Origin of the sequence: Bacillus sp. es.036, assembly GCF_002563635.1 — a bacterium.
Lineage (GTDB): Bacteria > Bacillota > Bacilli > Bacillales > Guptibacillaceae > Guptibacillus.
The window spans coordinates 1122955-1141090 of the sequence record NZ_PDIZ01000001.1 but is presented as its reverse complement, the minus strand read 5'-3'; the positions used below and the strand labels follow the sequence as shown (position 1 = coordinate 1141090).

General features: G+C 42.6%; 15 protein-coding genes. All 15 read right to left on the bottom strand.

Annotation, left to right across the window (positions count from 1 at the left end; genetic code table 11):
* Positions 1-19: 19 nt before the first annotated feature.
* On the bottom strand, positions 20-1582 hold the full coding sequence (gene rny, locus ATG70_RS05870) for a ribonuclease Y (RefSeq protein WP_098443419.1): 1563 nt from the start codon (positions 1580-1582) through the stop codon (positions 20-22).
* Positions 1583-1959: 377 nt separating this feature from the next.
* Entirely contained in the window at positions 1960-3006 is a 1047-nt protein-coding gene (gene recA / locus ATG70_RS05865; RefSeq protein WP_098443418.1) for a recombinase RecA, read from the bottom strand.
* 186 nt (positions 3007-3192) lie between these two features.
* Positions 3193-4761 (bottom strand): DEAD/DEAH box helicase, encoded by a 1569-nt coding sequence (locus ATG70_RS05860; RefSeq protein WP_098443417.1) that lies wholly within the window; start codon positions 4759-4761, stop codon positions 3193-3195.
* A gap of 12 nt (positions 4762-4773) precedes the next feature.
* Entirely contained in the window at positions 4774-6003 is a 1230-nt protein-coding gene (locus tag ATG70_RS05855) for a competence/damage-inducible protein A (protein ID WP_098443416.1), read from the bottom strand.
* 184 nt (positions 6004-6187) lie between these two features.
* Positions 6188-6766 (bottom strand): CDP-diacylglycerol--glycerol-3-phosphate 3-phosphatidyltransferase, encoded by a 579-nt coding sequence (gene pgsA / locus ATG70_RS05850; RefSeq protein ID WP_098443415.1) that lies wholly within the window; start codon positions 6764-6766, stop codon positions 6188-6190.
* A gap of 165 nt (positions 6767-6931) precedes the next feature.
* Positions 6932-7879, bottom strand: coding sequence for a helix-turn-helix domain-containing protein (locus ATG70_RS05845; RefSeq protein WP_098443414.1), 948 nt, complete (start codon positions 7877-7879; stop codon positions 6932-6934).
* Positions 7880-7896: 17 nt separating this feature from the next.
* Positions 7897-8679 carry a YmfK family protein gene (locus tag ATG70_RS05840; protein ID WP_098443413.1) on the bottom strand — a complete coding sequence of 261 codons (783 nt, stop codon included), beginning with the start codon at positions 8677-8679 and terminating at the stop codon, positions 7897-7899.
* A gap of 167 nt (positions 8680-8846) precedes the next feature.
* Positions 8847-9098, bottom strand: coding sequence for a DUF3243 domain-containing protein (locus ATG70_RS05835; RefSeq protein ID WP_098443412.1), 252 nt, complete (start codon positions 9096-9098; stop codon positions 8847-8849).
* A 69-nt stretch (positions 9099-9167) separates the two neighbouring features.
* Positions 9168-9878 carry an elongation factor P 5-aminopentanone reductase gene (ymfI, locus tag ATG70_RS05830; RefSeq protein WP_098443411.1) on the bottom strand — a complete coding sequence of 237 codons (711 nt, stop codon included), beginning with the start codon at positions 9876-9878 and terminating at the stop codon, positions 9168-9170.
* Between the two features lie 58 nt (positions 9879-9936).
* A complete protein-coding gene (yfmH, locus tag ATG70_RS05825; protein ID WP_098443410.1) occupies positions 9937-11223 on the bottom strand; it encodes an EF-P 5-aminopentanol modification-associated protein YfmH in 1287 nt (428 codons plus the stop codon).
* 2 nt (positions 11224-11225) lie between these two features.
* Positions 11226-12503: an EF-P 5-aminopentanol modification-associated protein YfmF gene (yfmF, locus tag ATG70_RS05820; protein WP_098443409.1), complete on the bottom strand. Its 1278-nt coding sequence runs from the start codon at positions 12501-12503 to the stop codon at positions 11226-11228.
* Between the two features lie 743 nt (positions 12504-13246).
* Positions 13247-14209, bottom strand: a complete 963-nt coding sequence (locus ATG70_RS05815; protein ID WP_098443408.1) for an ABC transporter permease — start codon at positions 14207-14209, stop codon at positions 13247-13249.
* Entirely contained in the window at positions 14209-15267 is a 1059-nt protein-coding gene (locus ATG70_RS05810) for an ABC transporter permease (protein ID WP_098443407.1), read from the bottom strand. The genes ATG70_RS05815 and ATG70_RS05810 overlap by 1 nt, the downstream gene beginning before the upstream one ends.
* The gene (locus tag ATG70_RS05805; protein ID WP_098443406.1) at positions 15264-16793 is read right to left on the bottom strand and encodes an ABC transporter ATP-binding protein; all 1530 of its coding nucleotides are present in this window, start codon (positions 16791-16793) and stop codon (positions 15264-15266) included. Before ATG70_RS05805 ends, ATG70_RS05810 begins: the two co-directional genes overlap by 4 nt.
* Positions 16794-16935: 142 nt before the next feature.
* Positions 16936-18033, bottom strand: a complete 1098-nt coding sequence (locus ATG70_RS05800; RefSeq protein ID WP_098443405.1) for a BMP family lipoprotein — start codon at positions 18031-18033, stop codon at positions 16936-16938.
* Positions 18034-18136: the final 103 nt, after the last annotated feature.

Here is an 18136-nt window from a genome sequence, read left to right as displayed (position 1 = left end):
CGATGCGCGCGGCATCGCTTTATTTTGCATACTCAACTGCCCTTGTTTCACGGATGACCGTGACCTTAATGTGCCCAGGGTAGTCCAGTTCATTTTCGATTTTCTTTGTAATCTCTCGTGCAAGACGATACGATGAAACGTCATCGACTAGATCAGGTTTTACCATAATCCGAATTTCTCGACCTGCTTGAATAGCGAATGATTTCTCAACGCCTTCAAACGACTCAGAAATTTCTTCAAGCTTCTCAAGACGACGAATGTACGTCTCAAGCGTTTCACGACGCGCTCCTGGACGTGCAGCTGATAGAGCGTCGGCTGCTGCCACAAGCGTGGAGATTACTGATGTTGCTTCCGTATCACCATGGTGAGATGCGATTGCATTAATAACAACCGGATGCTCTTTATACTTCGTTGCAAGCTCGACGCCAATTTCAACGTGGCTACCTTCAACTTCGTGGTCAATCGCTTTACCGAGATCGTGAAGGAGACCAGCGCGACGTGCAAGCTGTACATCTTCTCCAAGCTCTGCGGCCATTAGACCGGTTAAATAAGCTACTTCCATAGAATGCTTCAAGACATTCTGTCCATAACTTGTACGGAACTTCAATCGGCCCAGAATCTTAATAAGATCTGGGTGGAGTCCGTGAACTCCAATTTCAAATGTGGATTGTTCTCCCACTTCGCGAATGTATTCATCCACTTCCCTGCGTGATTTCTCAACCATTTCTTCAATTCGTGCAGGGTGAATTCTACCATCCTGTACGAGTTTATCCAGGGCATTACGAGCAATTTCTCTTCGAATCGGATCAAAACCGGACAAAATAACTGCCTCAGGTGTATCATCGATAATTAGGTCAATCCCCGTTAGCGTTTCAAGAGTTCGAATGTTTCGGCCTTCACGACCAATGATCCGACCTTTCATCTCATCATTAGGCAGGTTAACAACGGAAACCGTTGTTTCTGCAACATGATCCGCAGCACAGCGCTGAATCGCAAGCGATAGGACTTCTCTCGCTTTCTTATCAGCTTCTTCTTTCGCAAAGTTCTCGCGCTCTTTCACCATCTGCGCTAATTCATGCTCAAGTTCCTGCTCGCTTTCACGGAAGATGATTTGCTTCGCTTCTTCCCTCGTTAAACCGGAAATTCGCTGAAGCTCGTGTTGTTGCTCTTGAAGCAACTCCTCCACTTTGCCTTCCATCTCTTCAATTTGTCGTTGTTTTTTGGTGAGAGAGTCCTCTCTTCTTTCGAGGGAATCCTCTTTTTTGTCAAGAGTCTCACTTTTACGATCAAGGACCTCTTCTTTTTGTACCAAACGATTCTCTTGTTTTTGTAACTCATTTCTGCGTTCACGAATTTCACGCTCAGCTTCAACACGAAGATTATGATTCTCGTCCTTCGCTTCAAGCATAGCTTCCTTTTTCAAAGCTTCAGCGTCGTTTTTACCCTCTTTGATAATCCGTTGCGCTTCCATTTCTGCACTGGAGATTTTCGCTTCAGCAATCGTTTTGCGAACAAGAAATCCAACAACTGCTCCGACTACTGCAGAGACCAGCATAGTGGAGATGATGATCACTATATCCATCGAACTCACCTCCTCCTGCTATCAACTTGTTGGTTTGCTGTCATGTTAATTCTTAGTACCACTTGCAAGATTTCAATCCAGCACATGTCATCTTTTAAGAGTAAAGTATAATTTTACTAGAAAATTATAATTATACAATTAATATTGTATCTTTCAGCGTAAAGGTTGTCAAGAGAGCACATAGAGGCAAAATCCCTTTAAATATCTCTTTCTAGCTCATTTTTACGCCTTAAACTTCTCGTGATAACTTTGTAATTGAATGGTCATTCACTGCCTGATCATGGAAATCCAGTAAGTTTTATGGTGAAAAGACTAGTATACAAAGACTATGTAGTTAGAGAAAAAGCCGGTCTTAGTGACCGGCTTTTTCAAAGCTTTTATTCTTCGTCAGGAAGAAGCGTTTCTTTACCTGCAGCCGCTTCATCCACTTGCTTATCGGCATCAAGATTATGATGAGCGCGAATACGCCCTTCAATCTCAGCTTCCATTGCCGGGTTTTCTTTCAAGAATTGTTTCGCATTTTCGCGACCCTGTCCAAGGCGTTCGCCTTCGAATGAGAACCATGCGCCGCTCTTCTGAACGATTTCAAGGTTAGAACCAATATCAAGGATCTCACCCTGCTTGGAAATACCTTCCCCGTACATGATGTCGACTTCTGCCTGTTTAAACGGCGGAGCCACCTTGTTCTTTACAACTTTAATACGCGTTTTGTTACCGACCATATCATTACCCTGTTTCAGCGTCTCAGCACGACGAACTTCTAATCGAACAGATGAATAGAATTTCAGTGCACGTCCGCCTGGAGTTGTTTCTGGATTTCCGAACATAACCCCAACTTTTTCACGAATTTGGTTAATAAAGACCGCGGTTGTTTTGGATTTATTAATCGCACCAGAAAGCTTACGAAGCGCTTGAGACATTAAACGCGCCTGCAAACCAACGTGTGCATCTCCCATTTCACCTTCGATTTCAGCCTTTGGTACAAGGGCAGCAACGGAGTCAACAACGACCATATCAACTGCTCCACTTCGTACGAGCGCTTCAGCGATTTCTAGGGCTTGCTCTCCTGTGTCAGGTTGAGAAAGCAATAGCTCATCAATGTTAACACCAAGCTTTTCTGCATAAACCGGATCAAGTGCGTGCTCAGCATCGATAAATGCGGCCTGACCGCCGTTACGCTGAACTTCTGCAATGGCATGAAGAGCAACGGTAGTTTTACCAGAAGATTCCGGGCCGTAAACTTCGATGACACGGCCTCTTGGATACCCTCCTACACCAAGAGCAATATCAAGAGCCAGTGAACCAGTGGATACCGTAGAGACTCTTTGCTCAGCTTGTTCGCCGAGTTTCATGATTGAACCTTTACCGAATTGTTTTTCTATTTGTCTAAGTGCCATATCTAAGGCAGCTTTACGATCACTCACGAATGAATTCCTCCTCGTTATTAAGCTATCACTATCATATCTCTTTTTAGGTCATTTGCCAATAGAAAACCGAACATTTATTCGTCTTTTTTTATTTCAAGAGTCTATTGACTTTTTCTTTCGCTCTATGAATGAACGATGAAAGAAGAACGACCAGCCCCCTATTGGAGCTGATCGTCACATTTTTTACACTCTGCTTTTTTGTGGTTTTGCAGGTTCTAAGTGGATTGATTTACCATCAACACCACCAGCTCGAAGCGCTTCATAGACGAACGGTGCCACGTCTTCATGCACTTCAAAGAATGAGAATTTCTCAAAGATATCAATGCGGCCTACTGATTCTGTCTCAACACCAGCCATAGCTGAAAGCTCACTTAGCAGTTTTTTAGGATGAAGATCAATGTTACGACCCACATTCAAGAAGAAACGAACCATTCCGTTCTGTCCTCCAGTTTCACCGAAGTTATATTCAGAAGGCGTCGTGTTTTGCTTCTCTTGTATGGCATTTTCAAGGAATGCTTGAACAAGATCTTCAGCGTTGTATTTTGCAAGTAGAAGATCAGCCGTTTCTCTGGCCGTTGAATCAGTTTTCTGTTTTTTCAGCTGCTTTTCAACAGATTTGACGATGTTATCAAGATCTACCGTCTCATCTTGGAGAGGCTCAGCTGAAAGATTTAACTTGATCTTTGATTCAATTGACTGAAGGAAGCGCATATCCTTTGGCGTTACAAGCGTTAGCGCAATCCCTTTGTTTCCAGCGCGACCCGTGCGTCCAATACGATGGACATAGCGTTCTGGATCCTCAGGGATATCATAGTTAATGACGTGGCTTACATGTGCCACATCGATGCCCCTTGCAGCGATATCTGTGGCGACAAGGAAGTTCACTTGTGATCGTCTAAAGAGATTCATGACTTTAGATCGCTGTTGCTGTGTCAAGTCACCATGAAGCTCTTCTGCTCGGTACCCACGCTTTTTCAATGATTCCGTAACTTGCGCAGCTCCTTTTTTCGTCTTAGTGAAAATAATACCAAGGCGAATATCTTCGCTTTCAATCACGCGACAGAGCGTATCAAATTTGTCACTTTCGAACGTGCGGTAATACACTTGCTCCACTGTATCAGCGGTGACATCCCCTTTAGAAACGGAAATGGTAATCGGATCTTTCAAATACTTACTTGAAAGCTTACGAATTGGTGCAGGAATAGTAGCGGAAAATAAAAGTGACTGACGCTTAACAGGAAGCTGCTTAAAAATCAGTTCAATATCATCAATAAAGCCCATATCAAGCATTTCATCTGCTTCATCAAGAATCGCTGTATGAATATTATCCGTGCGAAGCGTCTTGCGCTTCAGATGGTCAAGCATACGTCCCGGTGTTCCAACCACAATGTTAACGCCTCTTTTTAAAGCGCGAATTTGATGATAGATTGGTTCTCCGCCATATACCGCGAGAACATTTAAGCCTTTGTATTTTGAAAGCTTCTGCAGTTCAATCGCTACCTGCATCGCAAGCTCACGTGTTGGAGTTAAGATGATCGCTTCAGGACCACCAATTTTCTTTACTTTCTCAATCACAGGAATACCAAAAGCGGCTGTTTTCCCTGTACCCGTCTGTGCCTGACCAATCATATCTCTTCCTTCTAAAATTGGTTCAAGAGCTTTTTCCTGGATGGGAGTGGCTTCTTTAAAGCCAAGCTCGAGCACAGCTTTTTTCACTTCGTTTGATAGTGCAAAGTCTTCAAAATTCTTCATAACTTAGGACATTCACCTTTCTAACTTCAATAATGTATTAAATCCATGTTTCACAGTACGTTTGCGAATCGCATTGCGGTTCCCAGCAAGATTCAGGGCAACCACTTTTTCACCAGATGGTGCGGCGACACCGATATAAACAGTGCCAGCGTCTTTCCCTTCACTAGGATCAGGGCCTGCAACCCCTGTAAAACTGATGCCGACGTCTGTTTTATATTTCGCTTTTACGCTTCTAGCGAGTTCAATCGCACATTCTTCACTTACGGCACCGTATGCTTCCAGTGTCTCTTTTGATACGCCGATCTCTCGCTTTACTTCGTTAGAGTAACACACAACCCCACCGTAGAAAAGTGATGATACTCCAGGGAGATCTGTTAACTCCTGACTAAACATCCCGCCTGTTAGACTCTCTGCTGTTGAGATCGACCAGTTCCGATCCTTTAGCATTAAAAAGACTTCTTTTGGAAGTGATGTCTCTCCATACCCATACAAAAAAGTTCCAACGCGTGCATGAATTTTCTTTTCAGTTTCATCAATCAACTTGTTTGCTTCTTCTTTTGAGTCAGCTTTTGCGGTTAAACGAAGCGTCACTTCCCACTCTCCTGCAAGCGGCGCAATTGTAGGGTTCGTTTGCTGATCAATTAAGTCTTCAAGTTCTGTTTCAAGCCTCGATTCTCCAATACCAAAAAACCGAAGAACACGTGAGACAATCGTATCTCCTTGCTTCAGCTGGCCAAGTAAATAGGGCTCTGCATAGTTTGTAAACATCGGGTAAAGTTCTTTCGGAGGACCTGGGAAAAGCATGTACGTGTGGTTGTTCTCCGTAAGCGCCATACCGGGAGCCATGCCATTATCATTTCGAAGAACGGCAGCACCTTCTAGGACTAGTGCCTGTTTACGGTTATTTTCCGACATAGGAGCACCTGTTTTGTCATAATAAGCTTGAATCGTTTTCATCGCCTCTTCGTTATAAACAAGCTGTTTATTAAGAGTTTCTGCGATCGTTTCTTTCGTAAGATCATCTTTCGTCGGACCAAGTCCACCTGTGAAAACGAGTAGGTCTGAGCGCGTCTGAGCGACTTCAATCGCCTGTTTTAAACGCTCATTATTATCGCCAACTACCGTGTGATAGAAAACATTAATTCCAAGATCAGCTAGGCGTTGTGAGATGAACTGTGCGTTCGTGTTTGCGATTTGTCCGAGTAATAACTCTGAACCGATTCCAATGATTTCAGCATTCATTTGTAACCATCCCCTCTATTTGAATCAAGATTCTGATTCAATAGCTCATAATTCTTCCACTTCCATTATACAATGGTTTTGCCTTTACGTATAAGAATGCGCACTGAAGAAACAAAGATACGCTTAAATTTAATTGCCTTATGAGGGCTCAAAAGGGAACAGAATAATCTGTTCCCTAAAGGTGTTAACGTGATTTAAGTAGGACCTCTTTATTCTTCGAGAAGTAATCCCATCCCGAATAGACGGTAATAATGAGCGCTGCCCACAGGGAAATCGTTGCAAAAGGAAAGCCAATGGCTTCAAATGGAACATTCTCAATCAATAGCATAATGATCGCGATGATTTGAATCCAGGTTTTCAATTTCCCAAGGTTGCTTGCTGCAAGTACTTCTCCTTCAGAAGAAGCAACTAATCTTAGCCCTGTAACAGCAAATTCACGGCTAAGAATAACCACAACAATCCAAGCAGGCGCAGCCCCAAGCTCAACGAGTGAAACAAACGCTGAAGTAACGAGTAGTTTATCGGCAAGCGGATCGAGGAATTTCCCAAGATTCGTAACTAGGTTATGTTTTCTAGCTATGTAACCGTCAATCCAATCGGTTACCGATGCGAAAATAAAAATCGCTGTTGCAATTAATTGGGAATTCAATAAGACGGTGCCTGCAATTTCAGTTTCACCAAGCGGCAGTGGCGCGAGGAGAAAAATTAGAAAAACAGGAATTAAAAAAATGCGTGAAACGGTAATTTTATTAGGCAAATTCACGTGTCTTCCTCCTAAATGTTATGTAACCTATTGATCGTGCGCTGATCGTCACAACCCCACTAAATCGTATTCTATTCTATCACTGTTTCCTTCATGCAGAAAGGAAAACTTCACCAATGAAAATTGAAAGAAAAGAGCCATCTGAAAAGATGACTCCTTGTGGATTTATTCTGCTTTTTCAAAAGTAAAGGTTACATTTTGAACAACTGGTTCTTTTGGTATGTCAATTTTTTCGCCATTCACAAACACTTCAATGCTAGGAGAACTTCCGAGTCGAAGCGTAGCAGAAGACTCTTTTGATAAATCTTGCGTCACGCTTTTCCCTTTAGCAAGACTTTCGTATACATACTTTTTGTCACTCGCCCCCGTTAAACCTACCCAGCTAGATCCAGATGCTTCTAACTTTACTTCAAATTTATCTGCGTTTGTGATTTCAAACGTAGAATTATCAGTATCACTCTTTACTTTCTTAATTTCCATCTTAGGGGCTTCTTCTTCTTCTGGCTCTTTTTCTTCTTCAGCAGCTTTTTCTTCCTCTGCTTTTTCATCTTCTTTTGATGTTGCCTCTTCTTCAGAAGTCGTTGCTTCTTTTGAAGCATCACCTTCGTTACTTACTTCATCTGAGTCTGGAGCACTGCCGCTGTTTTCATCGCTTGTCACTTGCTCCTCCGCCTGATTCGTCGTTGCGTTCTGATTCGTCTTCTGGTCACCACTTTGAACAACATACCAGATTAACGCTGCGACACCTACAATGAGTAACACGACAAGAACAGATGGAAACACGGAAGACCATTTTGATGATACAGAAGATGACTTACTCGGCGCTTGAGGCCTTCTCATTTTCCTTGGTGGTAAACTTTCAGGCACATCTGCGTTTGCTTTTGGAATTTCAGAAGCGTACTCCTCAAGCAATTCATCTCCGTGAAGGCCAACTGCTTCCGCATAGTTTTTAATGAATGCACGCGTATAAAAATTACCTGGAAGCAGTTCGTAATTTCCTTCTTCAATGGCATGAAGATAGCGTTTTTGAATCTTAGTGATGGACTGAATTTCCTCGAGCGATAATCCCTTATCATTTCGAGCGTCCTTCAGACGTTGACCTAGCTCTGTCAATGAAAAACACCTACCAATTAGTTAAAGTCTAAGTTTGAAAATCCAGAAGATCGATTCTCAATTACCTGATATGTAATTTCTTGTTCCGGATCGTCTCGCAATTCAATTATATAATCAAAATCGTTCATCGTATACTCTGTTTCTTGAACAAATATATCAGGATGCTCGACAACCTTCGTTGCCGGTAATCTCATAATATCACGAAGCACCTGCCAGTGCCGCTCTGAAGCTCTTCTGGCAGACACGATACCATCAATTAAAAAAATATGATCGCTATTAAATTCATCGTCGGCAATTTGCGTGCGAACTGTTTGTTTTAACATCGTAGAAGATAAAAATACCCATCGTTTGTTTGCACAAACGCTAGAAGCAACAATTGATTCTGTTTTTCCAACTCGCGGCATTCCACGAATTCCAACGAGTTTGTGGCCATCCTGTTTAAAGATTTCAGCTAGAAAATCAACAAGCAAACCAAGCTCATCTCGAATAAATCGAAACGTTTTTTTATCGTCCGCATCACGCTGGATATATCTTCCGTGTCGTACTGCAAGACGATCGCGTAACTTTGGTTCTCTCATTTTTGTCACTGTAATGTTATCCATTGTATTTAAAATGGACTCAAGTCGCTCGATTTGCTCAATTTCATCAACGAGGAGAAGCAGGCCTCTTCGCATATCGTCAACACCATTGATCGTAATGATATTAATACCGAGCATCCCTAGTAGGGAAGCGACGTCGCCTAAAAGACCCGGCCTATTTTTATGTATTTCATACTCCAGATACCATTCCTTCTTCTCCATACGCCAACTCCTTTAGCCACAAATTTCCTATGTTCCTTTAATCATAAATGATTTTCATAAAGGTTAAAAGAGATGAATAGGGATTTTGTTTACTTTTCTTACAACTTTTGAACATTTTCATAGAAAAAGAAGGGTGTTGGTTCACCCTTCTTCTTTAGAAGCGACATTTATCTTTCGTTTTGAACAAGCTTAACCATCATATTTGCGATCGCGTGCTGTTCTTCTTGACTTGCTACATGCCATAGGTCGGCAAGAAGCTGTTCTTGCTCATTCTTCGCTTTCACGCCATCAGCAAGGTATCCGCCGATCTGATAAGCAACATCTGAGACAACTTCTTGAGAAAGCCCTTGCTGTTCGCCTTGACTTAAGCGGTCATGCAAGAACCCTTTCCATGATTCAAAATTATCTAGTACAGACATCTATGTCCCTCCTTTATCAAGTCATCACCTATATGTTGTCTCGAAGGAGTGGACATTATGCATCGTTTTTTATTGCCAGGCCCCATCAATGGAAATAATTTGACCGCTTATGTAAGAAGCTTGATTCGAATCTAAAAAAGAAATCAAAGAAGCTACCTCTTCAGGCACACCCGATCGTCCCATCGGAATTTCGTTCATTAAATCGTGTTCATCGTCCTCTGTCATCCGTGCGTTCATCTCCGTCGAAATATAACCTGGTGCTACGGCATTCACCCGAATACCGCTTGGCCCTAATTCCTTCGCTAATCCCTTCACAAAGGCATTTAAACCACCTTTTACGGAAGAATAAACGACTTCACAAGAAGCTCCTGTTACACCGAAGACAGAAGAGACAACAATAATGGACCCTTGTTTTTTTTGCACCATCGAGGAAATGTAGTGCTTCGCAAGTTTAATGGACGATGTGAGGTGGAGTTGAATCATTGCATCAATTTCTTCCCCTGCCATATCGGTTAATAAACCAAAGTAGCTATTTCCAGCATTAAGAATAAGCGTATCAACTTTCACAACCTTCTCGGTTAAACCTTCTACGCCATCTTTTTCCGCTAAGTTAGCTTGAACCGGGAAAATATCTGCTTCTGGATCATCCTTTTGTAGCTCTTGTATAGAGGCAGCATTCGTATTGTAATGAGCATAAACACGGTTACCGTTTTTTACATAATCCTTTACTATCGCTCTTCCTATACCCCCACTCGCTCCAGTGATTAATATTTCTTTCATAACTTCTCTTCCTCTCCCGTTAAATCTTTCAATGAAAAAGCACCCGATTGGGTGCTTTTTAACCTTTTGGAACGACTTGACAGACAGTAAATGAATCTTCTGCAAAGTGCCCTTTCATTGTCTCTTCAATATCTTTTGCCGTAATGGACTCAAGCATTGGGACAACTTCAAATAAATCCATATCGTTAAAACGATAGCGAGTAAATTGGTTTGCAATAAACTCTGGTGAATTTAACGCTCTTAAGAAACTACCGATTTTTTTCTTGCGTATACGCTCAAGCTGATCGGTATCCACTGATTCATTTTTAAATGATTGAATCATCTCATATAATCGATTCGCAAGCTCATCAGGTGAGCTTGTGTTACTTCCGACGATCGAAAAACCGAACTTCTCTTCTTCAGTAAAATCATATGAAAAACTTTGATCGATGAGCCCTTCATTGTAAAGCTTCTCATAGTTCTCTGAACTCTGACCAAACATTAAATCGAGCGCAAGATTGATGGATAGCTCATGTTTAAGAAGATCCTTTCCCTGGCGTCCTGGATTTGGTTCTTTAAATCCAACGAGGCATTTTGCCACTTGAACAGACATCGGCAACACTTTCTTCTTCTCTGCTACTGTCTTTGGTTCTGAATCAAAGAAACGTTCAATTGGTGGCTGGTCTTTATACGATTTCGCTGCCTGGTTTTTCTCCACAAATGACATAATTTCATTCGGCTCCACAGCACCTACTACAAATAACACCATGTTCGAAGGATGGTAGAACGTTTCATAACACGTATAGAGTGATTCTTTCGTGATTTTTGCGATAGATTCAATTGTTCCAGCAATATCTATTTTAACCGGATGGTGGTGGAACATATTTTCAATGACACCAAAATACGCACGCCAATCAGAATTATCATTATACATTTCAATTTCTTGACCGATAATACCCTTTTCCTTTTCAACACTTTGGTCACTAAAGTACGGATCTTGAACAAAGTTCACAAGCGTTTCAAGGTTCTGCATCACGTTCTGAGTTGTTGAAAACAAGTAAGCGGTTCTTGTAAACGATGTAAATGCATTCGAAGACGCACCCTGCTTACTAAAATCTTGAAATACATCACGGTCTTCTTTTTCAAACATTTTATGCTCAAGAAAGTGAGCAATGCCATCTGGCACTTGCACATTCTCTGAACCGTTTAAAGGGACAAAGTGATTGTCTACTGATCCGTACTTTGTTGTAAACGTTGCGTACGTTTTATTGAAACCCTTTTTAGGGAGAACATACACGTCAAGTCCGTTATCCATCGTTTGGTGATACAGCGTTTCCTGCAACTGATTAAATGGAATAGTTTTCATGATTAAGCCTCCTCGCCTTTTAAGAAATAAACGGTATCAAGCTTAACCTTATCCGCAACCGCTAAAATATCTTCTTTTGTCACAGCTTCCACACCATCAAGCCACTCTTCAATTGTACGTAGCTTTTGAGAGACAACACCGTGATAAAGCAGCTCGACCATTCCTTTTGCGTCATCGACCGTCTCAAGGAGCTGATTGCGAATCATGGTTTTTGTTTGCTTCATTTCTTCCTCGTTGAAGTCGCCTTCTCTCATAGCCGTAAGCTGCTCTTGAATAATATCAACAGTCTTTTTAAAGTTTTTAAACTCAATGCCAGACATCACAATGATTAAGCCTTTATGACTTTCATAGCGGGACGCGGCGTAATAAGCAAGGCTTTCTTTTTCCCGTACGTTCCGAAAAAGCTTGGAGTGTGAGAAACCTCCAAACATGCCATTAAATACTTGAAGGGCGAAGTATTCATCATCCGCATAACCAACGCCAGAGCGAAAGCCCATATGAAGCTTCCCTTGCTTGATTTCCTGTGTTTCAAGGATCTCTTTTTCTTCCACATCAAGAGAGGCTTTTTCAGTTGTTTCAGACTTTCGATCGCTACGTTCTTGAAACGGGAAAAGCTCTTTTACAACTTCTTCAGCATTAACGCCTTCTAAGTCACCAACTAAATAAAAGTCAATTTCATCTTCTGCACAAACTTTTTTATAGTAATCATAAAGAGACTGCGCTGTCACGCGATCCACTTCTTCTTTTTCTCCGTAAATATGCAATCCAAAAGCCTCATTCGGGAACATTTCTTGCGTTAGTCTCATGTTCGAATAGCGCATTTTATCATCATAAATCGATTGAATACGCTGTTTCATCGTCCGCTTTTCTTTATCAACAATCGAAGAATCGAAGCCAGATCCATCCGTCTTAGGATTCATGATCACTTCTGAAAGTAAAGAAAGGGCTTTCTTAAACAAAGGCTCATCTTCAGAAAGGAACTTTTCATTCGCGAAGTCCATCCGGAACGTCATCACATGAAAATCACCCTTCTTGGCAAGATCCACACCTAGCGTCGCCCCGTAAAGCTTCTCAAGTTCCGTACGAACCGCTTTCGAAGAAGAATAGTTTTCCGTACCGCTTTGCAACACATATGGCAAAAGAGCCCTCTCCGTCACAGTCTCCTTCGTCAAACGCGCTTTAAATTGAACCACAACCGTCGTTGTTTTATATTTATCCGTCTGGATCCTATGTAGCGTCAAACCGCCGCACGAGGTTTTCTCATGAGGGATAATCGCCATTGACCTCACTCCTTTTTTAAATCCATTACTTACCATTAGAGGAAAGTAAAACTTACCCCCTTTATACCATAGTATGTGTCATAGTGTAAGCAATTAGTACTTTTTAAAAGAAAAGCGAAAGTTGGCGGTTAGGGTCGACAAGCGCTGGAGGCATTTCAAGAGAACACGGTCTTTGTGTTCATTTGAAATGGTGAAGCGATCGAGACCCTGCCCACTGCAGCTGGATCATGAAAAGCGAAAGTGGGCGGTTAGACACGGTAGGCACTGGAGCCCTATAAATTGAACACGCCCTTTGTGTTCGAGTTATAGGGTGAAGTGACCGAGTGTCTGCCCACTGCAGCTGGATCTAACGAAAAGCGGAGACGAGCGGTTAGAAACGGAGATATTGGAGCTCTTGAACTAGAACGCGCTTTTTGCGTTCTGGTGAAAGAGCGAAATATCGTAGTTTCTGCGAGTCGCAGCTGGACAAGAAAAGCGGAAGCCTCCGGTTAGACCCGGCAGGCACTGGAGCCTTTCAACCTGAACACGCCCTTTGTGTTCAGGTTGAAAGGTGAAGTGACCGAGGGTCTGGAGGCTGCAGCTGGATCAAGAAAAGCGGAAGCGCCCGCTTAGCCTCGACAAGCGCTGGAGGCATTTCATTTGAACACGTTCTTTATACTCTTGGTACCGCTCCTTCCCCCACCACAAAACACTACCTAAAAACAAAAAGCCCTCCGTTTTCACGAAGAGCTTTTCTCTAAACGTTATCGCTTCCCTTTTTCATACGGCTGACCAATGGCTTTTGGCGCATCCGCTCGTCCAACAAGTCCTGCAAGAGCAAGAATCGTTAACACGTAAGGGGAAATAAGAAGATATACTTCTGGAATTTCTTTTAATCCCGGAATTTGTTGGCCGGTTATACTTAGCGATTGAGCAAGACCAAAGAATAGCGCTGCTCCCATCGCACCAAGCGGATGCCATTTACCAAAGATCATCGCGGCTAGTGCCATAAAGCCCTGTCCAGAAATCGTTGCATGGCTAAAGTTCCCTGCGATCGACGTCGCGTAAACCGCACCCCCGAGACCGGCAAATCCACCACTTAGCATAACCGCTACATAGCGCATTTTCGTCACATTAATCCCCATCGTATCTGCCGCCATAGGGTGCTCTCCTACTGAACGGAGTCGTAAACCGAATGGGGTTTTATAGAGAACCCACCATACGAGGAAGGCAAGCGCAACCGCAATGTAAGATGTATAATACGCGCTCGAAAAAAACAAAGGTCCAATAAATGGGATATCGCTTAAAAATGGAACATCCGTTTTATAAATACGTTCTTGAATAATCGGCGTTTGCCCTGCATCAAAGATTTTCTTCACAAGGAAGATGGCAAGTCCAGCCGCAAGGAAGTTAAGGGCCACGCCACTAACAACCTGATCGGCTCGAAACGAAATACTTGCCACTGCATGAAGCAAAGAGAACAGCATGCCGATAATGATCGCAACGACTAGTGAAAACCAGGGAGAAGCGGCTCCCATTCCCCATTGCTCGCCAAGGATTGTAAACAGCGCGCCTGTGAAAGCACCCATTAACATTAACCCTTCAAGTCCGATGTTTACAACGCCTGACCTTTCACTGAATACTCCTCCAAGAGCCGTGAAAATCAGGGGAGCTGCTGAAAAGATAGCGGCAGGAATAATGAGCTGAAGAATCTGCATGAAATCCATTAAATTTTCCCCCTTTTGCTCACCCTGTTGCTGATCCAGTGAATCAAGTAACTGGATGCGACAAAGAAAATAATCATCGCAATCACGATTTCAACAAGCTGTGTTGGCACCTGAGCAACTGACTGCATATTAAGCGCACCAATTTTAAGCCCACCAAACAGTGCAGAAGCAAGGACAACACCAAGCGCCCCATTTGCACCTAAAAGCGCAACTGCGATTCCGTCAAATCCAACGCCAGTAAAGTCAGCCATAACGGTCATATAACCGTATGTTCCAAGCCCTTCCATCGCTCCTGCTGCTCCAGCAAATGCACCCGAAATGACCATAGAAAGAACGATGTTTCGTTGCACATTGATTCCAGCATATTCTGACGCATATTTGTTAAATCCAACAGAGCGTAGTTCATACCCTGTCGTCGTTTTCCATAGAAGGAACCACATAATAATCGCTCCAATAATCGCCACAACAAAACCGTAGTGAAGACGTGAGAAATCAGTAATGGCTTCTAAGAACGGCGATTGAAGCGATGCTGAAGCATTAATTTGATCCGTACGCTCACCAGGAGCGAGTAAATACGTCCGAATAATTGCGTTAACGACATGAAGAGCAACGTAGTTCATCATAATCGTTGTAATAACCTCATGAACTTGATACTTTGCTTTCAAGAATCCAGGTACAAAGGCCCAAATCGCTCCAGCCAATGCTGCTGCAATAATTGCAAGAGGAATATGAACTACAGGACTTAACCCTTCAAATTGAAGCCCGATATAAACAGATGCTAGCCAGCCGACAAGCAGCTGCCCTTCTACTCCAATATTAAAAAGCCCTGTACGAAAAGCAAAAGCCACGGCTAACCCCGACAAAATGAGCGGAGTCATCTGCCGAACAGTTTCACCTAACACATACGTGTTTGAGAAAATCCCGTTAAACAGTGCTGCATACGCTACAATGGGATTGTAGCCACTCACAAGCATGATGATCCCACCGACGAGTAATCCAAGAGCTACCGAAAGCAGCGGTACAGTAATGCTCGCCCATTTCCCTTTTAATAACTTCATGTTGTCTCACCAGCCTTTTTGCGCTTTGCGCCAGCCATTAAGAGACCAAGCTCTTGCTCTGTCGTTTCTTCCGGCTTTACAATGGCAACAATTTTCCCTTCATAAATCACGGCGATGCGATCACTTACATTCATAATCTCTTCCAGTTCAAAGGAAATTAGAAGAACCGCTTTTCCTTTGTCACGCTCTTCAACTAGTTTCGAGTGAATGAACTCAATCGCCCCAACATCAAGCCCGCGTGTTGGTTGAGCTGCAATCAATAGATTCGGACTCCGATCGATTTCACGCGCAATAATCGCCTTCTGCTGATTACCACCAGAAAGGGCCCTTGCAGGTGTCATCTCACTTGGGGTACGCACATCATACTCTTTAATTAATGATTTTGCTTTATCCATAATAGTAGAAAAGTTTAAAATGCCATTCCTTGAAAAAGGTCTTTTATAATAGGTCTGAAGAACCATATTTTCGCCAATCGAAAAATCTAAAACAAGCCCGTGCTTATGCCTATCCTGGGGAATATGTCCTATACCGCTTTCAGTGACACGTCGCGGTTTCCAGTTTGTTACGTCTTTTCCATTCAGTTTAATGCTCCCTGACTTCGCTTTACGTAACCCTGTAATAGCCTCAATTAACTCAGATTGTCCGTTTCCATCGACACCTGCTATGCCAACAATCTCACCTGCACGCACCGATAAATTCATACCGTTCACAGCAGGAACTTTTCGAGCATCTTCTACGACTAGACTACTAATTTCAAGCGTTTCATTAGAAGGCTCTGAAGGTTTTTTCTGAATTGAAAAGTTCACTTCACGTCCGACCATCATGGATGCTAGTTCATCCTGATTCGTGTCCGCAACATCCACTGTTCCGATACCTACACCTCGACGAATAACGGTACATCGATCGCTTACTTCCATAATTTCTTTTAATTTATGAGTGATCAGAATAATTGATTTCCCTTCTGAAATCAGCTTTTTCATGATCGCTATAAGCTCTTTGATTTCCTGTGGAGTTAGTACAGCAGTTGGTTCATCAAAAATCAAAATATCTGCACCGCGATAAAGCGTTTTTAAAATTTCCACACGCTGCTGCATCCCTACGGAGATATCTTCAATTTTTGCATTCGGATCTACCGACAAGCCATATTGCTTCGATATCGCCTCAACATCTTTTGCGGCTTTCTTAACGTCAACCTGACCTTTAGCAGTCGGTTCATTCCCTAAGATAATGTTCTCAGTAACTGTGAATTTTTCAACAAGCATAAAGTGCTGGTGAACCATCCCAATCCCAAGCTCATTTGCCACATTGGGATCTGTGATATTTACCTTTTTACCTCGAACGTGGATTTCACCTTTTTCAGGTTGATAGAGACCAAATAGCACGTTCATTAAAGTTGATTTCCCAGCGCCGTTTTCTCCAAGAAGGGCATGGATTTCTCCTTTTCTTAGCTGAAGCGTAATATTGTCGTTTGCAACAATACCAGGAAATTCTTTACGGATATTCCTCATTTCAATGACGTATTCCATGTAGATGCCACTCCCTTATCCAAAACATGAAACAAAGGCTAGTCTATGAAAATACTAGCCTTCGTCCCATATTTGGCTATAATGTAGGTGAGATTTCCAGTTGATCGCCTTTCCTACTAGAGGAAATGTGTTCGACGATCCCTTATAGAGAGCTCTCGAATTCTTCGTAGTCTTCGTCAGTGCTTGGCACTTCCAATTCGCCGCTCTGGATTTGCTCTTTATACTCTTCTACTTTTTGTAGTGCTTCTTCAGAAACGTTCTCCTGTGTTTCAGCAATACCTACACCGTCTTCTTCAAGACCGAATTCCGTTACTTGTCCTCCTGGGAAATTACCATCCATTGTCTGCTTGGAAACTTCAATAACCGCTGTATCAACACGCTTTACCATAGAAGTAAGCGTTACGTTCTCAGGCATACCTTCTTCGTGCTGATCACGGTCTACACCGATTACCCAAACTTTCTCTCCATTTTTCGCACGGTTCTTCGCTTCTGTGAACACGCCATTCCCTGTTCCGCCAGCAGCGTGATAAATGATATCTGCGCCTTTATCATAAAGCGTTGCCGCAATTTGCTGGCCTTTTTCAGCTGCGTTGAAATCATCTGCATACTGTGTGAAAATCTCAGCATCCGGATTAACTGATTTCACTCCTGCTTTAAATCCACTTTCAAACTTTTTAATTAATTCAGAGTCAACTCCACCAACGAAGCCAACTTTATTTGATTCAGACTGCATCCCTGCAATAACACCCACTAGGAAAGATCCTTGATGCTCTTTAAATGTAATGCTCGCAACGTTTTCCATCGGCTCATCATTCTCATTAACCGCAACACTATCAACAAGTGCTAGCTGCGCTTCAGGCTTTTGCGTCGCAATCGTTTGAATGTCTTGCTGCATAAGGAATCCAATACCAAAGATCAAGTTATAATCTTCACGAATCAAACCTGATAGGTTTGGTTGGTAATCACTTGCTGCAGTGGATTGCACATATTTGTAGCCTTTATCTTCCTCAAGGCCATTATCTTTACCAAACTGCTGAAGACCTTCCCAAGCAGATTGGTTAAATGATTTATCATCTACACCGCCAGTATCTGTTACCATAGCCACTTTAAAGTTGTTGCTTTCACCTTCACTACTCCCGCCGCCTGAACTTTCATTGTTCGCATCGTTTGTCCCACAAGCAGATAAAAGCGTTCCAGCAGCTAAAACAGCTGACAACATAAAACCGTACTTCTTCTTCATCTTAATCCCCCTCATGTTTTTTAAACGCCGCCCGCTCTCTCTTCTCTCTATCGAGCTATGCTTTGTTTGGTTGCGTTTTCAAGGCGCCCAAAAAAATAATATA